This window comes from Xanthomarina sp. (assembly GCF_035306705.1).
GTDB lineage: Bacteria > Bacteroidota > Bacteroidia > Flavobacteriales > Flavobacteriaceae > Xanthomarina.
In genome coordinates, this window is sequence record NZ_DATGNO010000127.1 from 21,207 (window position 1) to 31,801 (window position 10,595).

A 10,595-nucleotide genomic window follows, 5' to 3' on the forward strand; every position below is an offset into this window, starting at 1 on the left:
TTTTAAATAAATAGGAAATGAAAACAACAAAAATAACAGGAGCGGAAGCGGTCATGAAATCTTTAGTAGCTGAACAGGTGGATACCATATTTGGATATCCTGGAGGAGCCATCATGCCTATTTATGATGCATTGTACGATTATGAAGACACTGTAAATCACATCTTGGTGCGTCACGAACAAGGTGCCATCCATGCTGCCCAAGGCTATGCGCGAACATCCAATAAAACAGGAGTCGTATTTGCAACTTCTGGGCCTGGAGCTACCAATTTAATAACGGGATTAGCCGATGCCCTAATCGACTCAACCCCATTGGTTTGTATCACTGGTCAAGTGGCGTCACATCTTTTGGGTACGGATGCCTTTCAAGAAACGGATGTGGTAGGAATCTCGATGCCCATCACCAAGTGGAATATTCAAGTCACCAAAGCAGAAGACATTCCTGCTGCCATTGCAAAAGCATTTTATATCGCACAATCCGGTCGACCTGGACCTGTACTGATCGACATTACTAAGGATGCACAATTTGGAGACATGGATTTTAAGTATGAAACATGTACTTCCATCCGAAGTTATCATCCCAACCCCAGGTTGCGAGCATCGGTTGTTGAAGAAGCCGCGAACTTAATCAATCAAGCTAAAAAACCATATTTATTAATAGGTCAAGGCATTATGTTATCCAATGCAGAAAAGGAATTGTTGGAATTTGTTGAAAAATCTGGTATTCCAGTAGCATCCACACTTCTAGGATTGGGTGCGTTTCCTCATCATCACTCGCAATATGTTGGGTTTTTAGGCATGCATGGTGATTATGCTCCCAATATAAAAACCAACGAATGCGATGTACTTATTGCTATCGGAATGCGTTTCGACGATAGGGTTACTGGCGATGTTTCGAGGTATGCTAAGCAAGCCAAAGTGGTTCACGTGGACATTGATGCTTCCGAACTGAATAAAATTATCCATGCAGATGTCGCTGTTCATGGCGATGCAAAGGAAGCTTTGAAATTATTGACCGAATTGGTGCAAAAAAAACAACATACGCCTTGGTTACAAGAGTTTAAAGACGCTAAAAAAATTGAGGTGGAAACGCTTCAAGAAAGCGCCAACGAATTGCATTCAGAAGAACTAAAAATGGACGAAGTCATCAAAATGCTATCAGAACTAACAAAGGGAGAAGCCATTGTAGTTACAGATGTTGGGCAGCATCAAATGATGGCAGCGCGCTATTATCAATACAACAAAACAAAAAGCAATGTAACGTCAGGTGGACTTGGCACTATGGGATTTGCGCTTCCTGCAGCTATTGGAGCAAAATTTGGTGCTCCAGATAAACCAGTGGTGGCCATCATTGGGGACGGTGGTTTTCAAATGACACTACAAGAATTGGGAACAATTTTACAAAGTAAAGTAGATGTAAAAATTATCATTTTAAATAATCGCTTTCTTGGAATGGTCCGCCAATGGCAGCAAATGTTCTTTGAGAAACGCTATTCCTTCACCGATATGGTAAGCCCCGATTTTGTGGCACTTGCCAAAGCATATAGTATCGAAGCCTTAAAAACTGAGACCAGAGCAAATTTAAAAGAAACCTTAATAAAAATGCTGAATCACAAAGGATCTTACTTATTGGAAGTCATGGTGGCCAAAGAGGAAAATGTGTTTCCTATGATGACTACCGGCGCCTCCGTATCAGAAGTACGTTTAAACTAATTGAATTATGAAAAACACATATACAGTATCGGTCTTTACCGAAAATAGCATCGGAATGATGAACCGTGTAACCATCATCTTTACGCGTAGACATTTGAATATTGATAGCATCACTGCGTCAGAATCTGAAGTAAAAGGCGTGTTTCGATATACCATTGTTTTAAGAACAAGCAGGGCACAAATAGACAAAGTAATTGGGCAACTTGAAAAACTCATAGATGTTTTTAAAGCTTTTGTACACGAAGAATCGGAAGTAGTACACCAAGAGATTGCCTTGTACAAACTAAAAACAGCAAGCCTAACCAATGGCGATGTAGAAAAAGTGATTAGGGAACATCATGCAAGAATCCTTACGGTCGACCCCGAATTTATGGTCATCGAAAAAACAGGACACGTGGAAGAAACCCAAAGGCTCTTTGAAAACTTACAGCCTTATGGCGTTCTGGAATTTGCACGTTCTGGAAGAGTAGCAGTAACCAAACCCATGAAAGAATTAAGTACGTATTTAGAAGAACTTGAAGAATTAAATGGCTCACAATTTAGAATGACTAACAAGTAATAACAACAATAATAAATAATAAGAAAAATGGCAACAATTAATTTTGGCGGAGTATTAGAAAACGTAGTAAAACGTGAGGAATTCACACTTAAAAAAGCACAAGAGGTATTAAAAAATGAAACGGTAGCGGTTATTGGTTATGGGGTTCAAGGCCCAGGTCAAGCCCTTAACTTAAAGGACAATGGCATCGACGTGATTGTTGGGCAACGAAAAGGAACAGCTAGTTGGAAAAAAGCATTAGCTGATGGCTGGGAAGAAGGCAAAACACTTTTTGAACTGGAAGCAGCTTGTCAAAAAGCCACTGTTGTCTTGAATTTACTTTCAGACGCTGGGCAAATACAAGCTTGGGATGGCATGAAAAAACATTTAACCAAAGGGAAAGCCCTTTATTTCTCTCACGGATTTGGAGTGACTTTTCATGAAAAAACAGGGATTGTTCCTCCCAAGGATATTGATGTGGTTTTAGTAGCTCCTAAAGGTTCCGGAACCTCACTTAGAAGTATGTATTTAAAAGGACAAGGTCTTAATTCCAGTTATGCGGTGTTTCAAGACGCTACAGGAAAAGCACAGGAACGTGTTTTAGCCTTAGGGATTGCTATTGGTTCGGGATATTTATTTGAGACCACGTTCCAAAAGGAAGTCTATAGCGACCTTACAGGAGAACGTGGCATTTTAATGGGTGCTATTGCAGGCGTTTTCGAAGCGCAATTCAATGTCCTTCGTCAGCGTGGGCACTCACCAAGTGAGGCTTATAATGAAACCGTAGAAGAATTAACCCAAAGTCTAATGCCATTAGTTGCAGAAAATGGCATGGATTGGATGTTTGCAAATTGCTCAACCACGGCACAACGTGGCGCATTAGATTGGAAGGGGAAATTCCGTGAGGCCACAGAACCTGTTTTAAATGAATTGTACGACAGTGTGGTATCGGGAAAAGAAGCTGAAATAGTTATTGAAGCCAATAGCAAACCGGATTACAGAGCAAAATTGGAAGAAGAACTAAATGTGATGAGAAATAGTGAGTTGTGGCAAACTGGCTTAGAAGTACGAAAATTAAGACCCACCAAATAATGGAACTATTAGAAAAAGTATATCAAGCCAAAGAACGCATCAAAGATGTGGCGATACATACCCCATTGATGAAAAACGAAAACTTGAGCGAGGAATTTTCCGCTCAAGTTTGGTTAAAACGAGAAGATTTACAACCTGTACGCTCCTACAAATTAAGAGGAGCGTACAATAAAATCGTATCGCTTACAGAAAAGGAAAAAGCCAAAGGCGTAGTTTGCGCCAGCGCTGGAAATCATGCACAAGGTGTGGCTTATGCGTGTAATAAATTAAACATCAAGGCAACGATATTTATGCCAGTAACCACGCCTCCACAAAAGACAAAGCAGGTAAAACTCTTTGGGAAAGATAAAGTGGAAGTGGTTTTAAAAGGGGATACGTTTGACGAATCCCAACACGAAGCCAAGCGCTTATGCCATGATATGGAAGCCATTTTCATTCATCCTTTTGACGATGAAAAAGTGATGGCAGGGCAGGGAACCATTGGCTTAGAATTATTAGAAGATACCCAAACACCTATTGATTACTTATTTGTACCCATTGGTGGTGGCGGTTTGGCTGCAGGTGTCATTACGGTTTTCAAGCAGTTGAGCCCACAAACCAAAATCATTGGCGTGGAGCCGGCTGGAGCAGCTTCCATGAAAAACTCCATCGAAAAAGGCATCAATACCACCTTGGAACAGATGGATAAATTTGTGGATGGCGCAGCCGTAAAACGAGTTGGCGAAAAAACTTTTGAAATATGTAAGGATGGCTTGGACGATATAGTTCTTGTTCCGGAAGGAAAAGTTTGCACAACAATTTTGCGTTTATATAATGAAGAAGCCATCGTTGTAGAGCCTGCTGGTGCATTAACGATTGCCGCACTCGATCTTTACAAGGAAAAAATAAAAGGGAAACATGTGGTGAGTGTGGTGAGTGGAAGCAATAATGACATTACCCGAACCGAAGAAATAAAAGAACGCTCCTTATTGTACGAAGGCCTGAAGCATTATTTTTTAGTCCAATTTCCTCAGCGACCGGGAGCTTTTAAAGAATTTGTGAATGATATTCTAGGGCCCAATGATGACATTTCCTATTTCCAATATTCTAAGAAAAACAACCGAGAAACTGGACCCGTAGTAATTGGTATTGAGTTACAAAACAAGAATGACTTATTTTATATTGAAGAAAAATTAACCACAAAAAAATTCACCTATCAATATTTGAATGGGAATAAAGATCTGTTTACGCACTTAATTATTTAAAACACGCATCTTAATATCTAGTGAAAATATTTTGGGCACTAAAAGTTTCTTTGCCAACCATAGCATTCAAAGATGCTAAAGCAGGTTCCACATGCAGTTTGGATGCCTTCTTATAGAGCTATTATTAGCCATGGGTTTCTTCTTTTGCTTAAATCTGAAATCCATGGGTTTGAAATCTAAAATTATTAGTACTTTAACTTTTTCATTTTATCTTTAACATTTAGAATAAAATGACTTGGCCCTAATCTCTATTAAGATATCAAGCTAACCAAAATAACCTATGGAAATCGCCCTATTAATTGTTGTTATATTTATATTAATCTTCCAGAATAAAAAATATAGTAAGGAAAGCCTCAATTTAAAAAAAGACTTACATGTTCTAAACGAAAAGCTAAACAGTCTCTTAGCGCCACATAAGGAAGGTGCTAAAACGGCTGCGAAGGAGATGGTTCAAGAAGTTGTTAGAAAAACAGTGGTGCCAACGCCAGAAGTTCTTATTAAGGAACGGCCAACACCAGAAACTCCACCCATTCCTGAACTTATTAAAGTTGAAAAAATAGCTGAATCGGCAAGAGTCGCTGCTTCAGCAAAGACAGTAATGACGGCTGCACCTGCCAAGAAAGTAGCGCAAGGACCTACGCTTAGCTTTTGGCAACGATTTAAACAAAGAAATCCCGATCTCGAAAAGTTTGTTGGTGAAAACTTAATCAATAAAATTGGGATTCTTATTTTGGTTTTAGGGATTAGTTATTTTGTGAAATTCGCCATAGATAAGAATTGGATCAATGAACCTGCTCGAGTGGGGATTGGTATACTAGCAGGAAGCTTGGTACTGTTTATAGCGCATAAACTCCGTAAAAAATATGCTCCTTTTAGCTCTGTTCTAGTGGCTGGTGCCATTGCCATCTTTTATTTCACCATTGCCATTGCTTTTCATGAATACCAGTTATTTGGACAAGAGGTGGCATTTGCCATTATGGTACTGATTACAGCTTTTAGTTGTTTAATTTCCTTGTCGTATAACCGTATGGAACTTGCTATCCTATCCTTAATCGGTGGCTTTTTAGTTCCTTTTATGATTAGTACAGGGAGTGGGAATTATCTGGTATTGTTTACATACATCGCCATTTTAGATATTGGTATTTTGGCTCTAGCTTATTTTAAGAAATGGCATTTGGTACACATTCTTGCTTTTGCCTTTACCACGCTCTTGTTTGGAGGCTGGGTACTTCAGGAGATGAGTATGGAGAGTCCACATTACTTGGGGGCATTAATCTTTGCATTTATTTTTTATCTCATTTTTATTGTTACTAATATCATAAACAACTTGCGTACAAAAGGAAGCTTGTCCAAAACGCAATTGGTCATGCTTACCGTTAATAACTTTGTTTTTTATGGGATTGGCATGTTGGTCTTGTCCAACTATAAACCTGAGTTTTCTGGGCTCTTCACAACGTTTTTAGCCTTGTTGAACCTGGGCTATGCCTTGCTCTTGTACAAGAAATTTGGTTTGGACAAAATAGCCGTCTATCTTTTAATAGGCCTGACCTTAACCTTTATAACATTGGCTGTTCCTGTGCAGTTTTCAGGAAACAACATTACCATGTTTTGGGCTGTAGAAGCTGTTTTATTGATGTGGTTGGCACAAAAATCGCAAATTAAAAGCTATCGATTTGCAGCAGTTTTGGTGCAATTTTTAATGCTTGTTAGCTTGGTCATGGATTGGCCTGGTTATTTCGAAACAGAAGCCAACTTAACCCTTGCTCTAAATCCTATTTTTATTGGCGGGCTGTTCGTGGTGGCTTCCTTTGTAGGCGTTGGTTATCTCTTGCGCCAGGAAACAGAGAAATTATTGAAATTCGGATTGACCTTCCATCCAAAATTTTATAGAAACGCCACTGGAATCCTTGCCATTACAACTGGGTATTTTGTGGGACTTTTTGAAGTGGCCTATCAAGCCATAACGCATGTAACGTTTAACGACTTCTTAGCCATTGCAATAGGATATCATTTGCTGTTTACAGCTGTTTTTTGTTACATATTATATAGAAATAGGAGCCAAGGCAAGGATAAAATCATCAACATTCTAGCTATTTTTAATATCGTGCTCTTTGCATTCTTTTTTAGCAAAATTCCTTTTTCTGAACACCAAGAAAACGTTCTAAATCTTACTCAGAATCACATTGCCTATTACCTGCATATCTTGTCCCTGATCCTAATCGTGTATTTTTGGTATTTGGTTCAAAATAGCAACAAAAAGCAAAAAGTGTTTTCAGCCTTTAACAACCAATGGACCTTATGGATGGCCATGTTTATATTAGTGGTGATTGCAAGTACCGAAGTTATGTTGCATAGCCTTCATGCCATGAGTTTCCCAACAGACCCAAATTTGGTAAACCAAGAACTGATTACTTCGGCTAGGTATAAAATAATAAAAACAGGGTTTCCTGTTTTATGGGGAATCTTGGCCTTTGTATTGTTGCTGATAGGTATTAAAAAGCAAATGAAACAATTGCGAATCATCGCATTAAGCTTGTTGGGACTGACCATTGTAAAACTATTTGTTTACGACATTAGCAATGTGTCCGAAACAGGAAAAATTATTGCGTTTATCTTATTGGGCGTACTCATATTAATTATTTCATTTGTATATCAAAAAATCAAACTTTTGGTTACCGATGAAAACAAAACTCCTATGGATGATAAAATCGATTAAACTAATCATTATACTTTTTGGAAGCATGGCCTTTGCGCAAACGACCCAAGTAAGTGGAACTATAGATCCTGTCCAAGAAGATGGCTTGTATCGCATTCGTATTCCCCACAACCTGCGTACGTATGCAACACATAATCTACGCGACATCAGAATCTGGGATGCCAAAGGCCATCAAGTACCTTATTTTGTACAACCTGTTACCGACTATAAAACAACTAAGGTATCCGATTTTACAGAATTCCCCATTCTTTCCTCTTCCAAAATAGCTGATACGAGCTCTACCTATATTTTTAAAAATCCTTATAAAACCCTTGAAAACGCTGTCCTTTTAATAGCAAATTACCAAGGAAGCAAAAGCTATAGCTTAGAAGGTAGCAAGGATCAAGAACAATGGTTTGGCCTTGTTAATAACGAACAAATAAGTGTATTAAAGAGTTCGAAAGAACCCCATGTGTACAAGAACATCTATTTTCCATTGAGTACTTATCCGTATCTGAAAATTGTTTTTAACGACCGCCATTCTTTGCCCATAAACCTCTTAAAAATAGGCATGGCCAATACCGAGACCGTAAATCTCGTACCTATATCTATGGAGAAAGTACCAGTAAAAAGCATCGACTTTTTAGAAAAGGACAAGAAGACACAAATTCATATTCATTTTGAAAGACAAGAAGTCATCGATCAAATTCGATTAGACATTACGGCGCCTGAACTATTTAGCCGAAATGCCTTAGTATATACCATGAAAGAAATAGAAGTAAAGCGAAGCATGGAAACCTACCGGCAAAACCTTGAGTCATTTACAATCCGTTCAGATCAAGAGTTGGTGTTTCATGTGCCTGGCTTATTAGAAAAAGAGCTTTATTTGGAAATTGACAATAAGGACAATCCCAAATTGCAAATTAATAGCATCCAATTGATGCAAGAGCCAGTTTATTTGGTAGCAGCATTAAAGGGAAGAGAGGCTTACAAAGTAACTGCTGGCACCGATACCTTAGACTTTCCTGATTACGACATCTCCAAGGTAACCAACACCATAAAAACGGAGCTACCTATAGCAGAAATACGTTCTGTGGTCTATGAGCAACCTATAGTAGCCGCTAAAAAAAGCGATTCCTTTTGGCAACAAGCTTGGTTTATGTGGGTTTGTATTGCTTTGGCAGGACTTATGATTTCCTATTATGCTTTTAATTTATTGAAAGATCTGGATAAAAATAAAACCGATTAACCGAGGATTATTTCTAACAAAGATTAAAAACAAAAAGGTTGCCTTAACGGGCAACCTTTTTAATAGTATAATATTACTATATGATATTATTTTAAACTTTCATAGAGTTTTTCAGCAACCAAATTAGAAGAGGCTGGGTTTTGACCTGTAATCAAGTTTCCGTCTTGAATGGCATATGGTGCCCAATCGGCTCCATTAGAATAAAATGCACCTTGTTCAATAAGCATATCTTCCAATAATAAAGGCACAATTTCTGTTAAACCAACAGCGGTCTCTTCAGAATTTGAAAAGCCTGTTAGTTTTTTACCTTTTACCAATTTTTTACCATCTGCATTTTTAACGTCTCTCAATACCGCTGGGGCGTGACAAACGAAGGCTATGGGTTTTTCTTGATTATTGAATTTTTCGATTAAAGCTATGGAATTCGCATCGTTAACCAAATCCCATAAAGGGCCGTGGCCCCCTGGATAAAATACCGCATCAAAATCGTCTGGATTCATAGCTGCCAATACCTTTGTGTTTGCTATTTTTTCTTTGGCATCCGCGTCCATATTAAAACGTTTGGTGTCTTCGGTCGCGGCATCTGGTCCATCACTGCTTGGATCTATGGGTGCTGCGCCTCCTTTAGGAGTTGCTATTGTAATATGGGCACCCTTATCTAATAAGGTGTAATAGGGATTTGCAAACTCTTCCACCCAAAAGCCTGTTTTTTTTCCAGTATCTCCTAATTTATCATGAGATGTTAATACAAATAAGATGTTCATGTCCTTGTCTTTTTTAATATCTGTTTGGCCTTCTAAAACGGTTTCAGAAGACGGGTCGTTTTTAATTTCTTTACAAGTGGATGCTGCTATGATAGTTAGCACCACTACTAAGGGTTTTAATAGCTGCATCGATAAAATTAGTAAGCCATTTTTACAATTTCTTCCACTTGGTCTGGCGATAAGGATTTGTGCTCACCCACGCCCAACCAACCGCGACTGGTAAAACGTTCTGAAATGATTTCAGCAGTTCCTTCGTAATCTTTTGTGTACTCCGATAATTTCGTAGCAATCCCTAACTCATGGAAAAAGTCGACTGTTTTTTCAATAGCGGCATAGGCTTTATCGTCTGTACTTCCTTCCGTAATGTTCCAAACACGTTCGCCATATTGAGCTAGTTTTTCTTTCTTGGCTTCAAAATTGTATTTGTAATGACTTGGTGCTATAACGGCTAAGGTTCGAGCATGATCAATTCCAAAAAGAGCGGTCAGTTCATGTCCCATCATGTGTATGGCCCAATCTCCTGGAACTCCTTGTTGGATGAGTCCATTTAAAGCCATGGTACAACTCCACATAAAATTGGAGGTAGCTTCATAGTCCGTAGGATCTTTAATCACTTTTGGAGCGACCTCAATTAAGGTCTGTAATATGCTTTCGGCAAAGCGATCTTGCAATAAGCCTCCAGCAGGATACGTCATATATTGCTCTAAAACGTGCGTAAACGCATCGGTTATCCCATTGGCCAACTGACGTTCTGGAATGGAAGCAATTACTTGAGGGTCTAAAATAGAGAACTCAGGAAATAAGCCAGGTCCACCCATGCTTAGTTTTTCTTGGGTTTCCTTTCGGGTAATCACGGCTCCCGAATTCATTTCAGAACCTGTGGCCGGTAAGGTTAAAACAGTACCAAATGGTAGCCCTTTTTCAGTTCTAATATTATCGGATAAAATATTCCATGGCGATGCGCCTTCATATAGAGCAGCAGCCGATAAGAACTTGGTGCCATCAATTACCGAACCTCCACCAACAGCTAGTAAGTAGCTAATGCTTTCGGTTTTAATAATTTCTAAAGCTTCCAATAACACCTCGTATTCCGGGTTTGCAGGAATGCCACCAAACTCAATAACAGTGGTATTTGATAATGCCATTTTTACTTGATCGTAAATTCCGTTTTTCTTTATACTCCCGCCACCATAAAGTAGGAGCACTTTAGCGTGTTCTGGAATTTCGTTTGCTAATTTTTCGATACTGCCCTTTCCAAAGATAATCTTGGTCGGGTTTTTAAATTGAAAATTATTCATGAT

8 protein-coding genes are annotated in these 10,595 nt (G+C 38.8%); 6 read left to right on the forward strand and 2 right to left on the reverse strand.

Going from position 1 to position 10,595, the window contains the following annotated elements; genetic code table 11:
- Positions 1 to 17: 17 nt before the first annotated feature.
- From ilvB to VKY47_RS10615, 6 genes are all read left to right on the forward strand, one after another.
- Entirely contained in the window at positions 18 to 1,712 is a 1,695-nt protein-coding gene (ilvB, locus tag VKY47_RS10590; RefSeq protein WP_324312664.1) for a biosynthetic-type acetolactate synthase large subunit, read from the forward strand.
- A 7-nt stretch (positions 1,713 to 1,719) separates the two neighbouring features.
- Positions 1,720 to 2,271: an acetolactate synthase small subunit gene (ilvN, locus tag VKY47_RS10595; RefSeq protein ID WP_324312666.1), complete on the forward strand. Its 552-nt coding sequence runs from the start codon at positions 1,720 to 1,722 to the stop codon at positions 2,269 to 2,271.
- Positions 2,272 to 2,298: 27 nt separating this feature from the next.
- Positions 2,299 to 3,342, forward strand: a complete 1,044-nt coding sequence (gene ilvC, locus VKY47_RS10600) for a ketol-acid reductoisomerase (RefSeq protein ID WP_324312668.1) — start codon at positions 2,299 to 2,301, stop codon at positions 3,340 to 3,342.
- A complete protein-coding gene (ilvA, locus tag VKY47_RS10605) occupies positions 3,342 to 4,586 on the forward strand; it encodes a threonine ammonia-lyase IlvA (RefSeq protein WP_324312670.1) in 1,245 nt (414 codons plus the stop codon). Before ilvC ends, ilvA begins: the two co-directional genes overlap by 1 nt.
- 280 nt (positions 4,587 to 4,866) lie before the next feature.
- Positions 4,867 to 7,302 carry a DUF2339 domain-containing protein gene (locus VKY47_RS10610; protein ID WP_324312671.1) on the forward strand — a complete coding sequence of 812 codons (2,436 nt, stop codon included), beginning with the start codon at positions 4,867 to 4,869 and terminating at the stop codon, positions 7,300 to 7,302.
- Positions 7,286 to 8,530, forward strand: coding sequence for a DUF3999 family protein (locus VKY47_RS10615; protein ID WP_324312672.1), 1,245 nt, complete (start codon positions 7,286 to 7,288; stop codon positions 8,528 to 8,530). Before VKY47_RS10610 ends, VKY47_RS10615 begins: the two co-directional genes overlap by 17 nt.
- 86 nt (positions 8,531 to 8,616) lie before the next feature.
- Here the strand turns inward: VKY47_RS10615 and VKY47_RS10620 are convergent, their stop codons facing one another.
- Positions 8,617 to 9,423, reverse strand: coding sequence for a type 1 glutamine amidotransferase domain-containing protein (locus VKY47_RS10620; RefSeq protein ID WP_324312673.1), 807 nt, complete (start codon positions 9,421 to 9,423; stop codon positions 8,617 to 8,619).
- An 8-nt stretch (positions 9,424 to 9,431) separates the two neighbouring features.
- On the reverse strand, positions 9,432 to 10,592 hold the full coding sequence (locus VKY47_RS10625; protein WP_324312677.1) for an iron-containing alcohol dehydrogenase: 1,161 nt from the start codon (positions 10,590 to 10,592) through the stop codon (positions 9,432 to 9,434).
- Between the last annotated feature and the right edge of the window lie 3 nt (positions 10,593 to 10,595).

Excerpts from the sequence above, each read along its gene's own strand:
- VKY47_RS10610 (WP_324312671.1), top strand. The coding sequence starts at position 4,867 with ATGGAAATCGCCCTATTAATTGTTGTTATATTTATATTAATCTTCCAG.
- VKY47_RS10620 (WP_324312673.1), bottom strand. The coding sequence starts at position 9,423 with ATGCAGCTATTAAAACCCTTAGTAGTGGTGCTAACTATCATAGCAGCA.
- ilvA (WP_324312670.1), top strand. The coding sequence starts at position 3,342 with ATGGAACTATTAGAAAAAGTATATCAAGCCAAAGAACGCATCAAAGAT.
- ilvN (WP_324312666.1), top strand. The coding sequence starts at position 1,720 with ATGAAAAACACATATACAGTATCGGTCTTTACCGAAAATAGCATCGGA.
- VKY47_RS10625 (WP_324312677.1), bottom strand. The coding sequence starts at position 10,592 with ATGAATAATTTTCAATTTAAAAACCCGACCAAGATTATCTTTGGAAAG.
- ilvB (WP_324312664.1), top strand. The coding sequence starts at position 18 with ATGAAAACAACAAAAATAACAGGAGCGGAAGCGGTCATGAAATCTTTA.
- ilvC (WP_324312668.1), top strand. The coding sequence starts at position 2,299 with ATGGCAACAATTAATTTTGGCGGAGTATTAGAAAACGTAGTAAAACGT.
- VKY47_RS10615 (WP_324312672.1), top strand. The coding sequence starts at position 7,286 with ATGATAAAATCGATTAAACTAATCATTATACTTTTTGGAAGCATGGCC.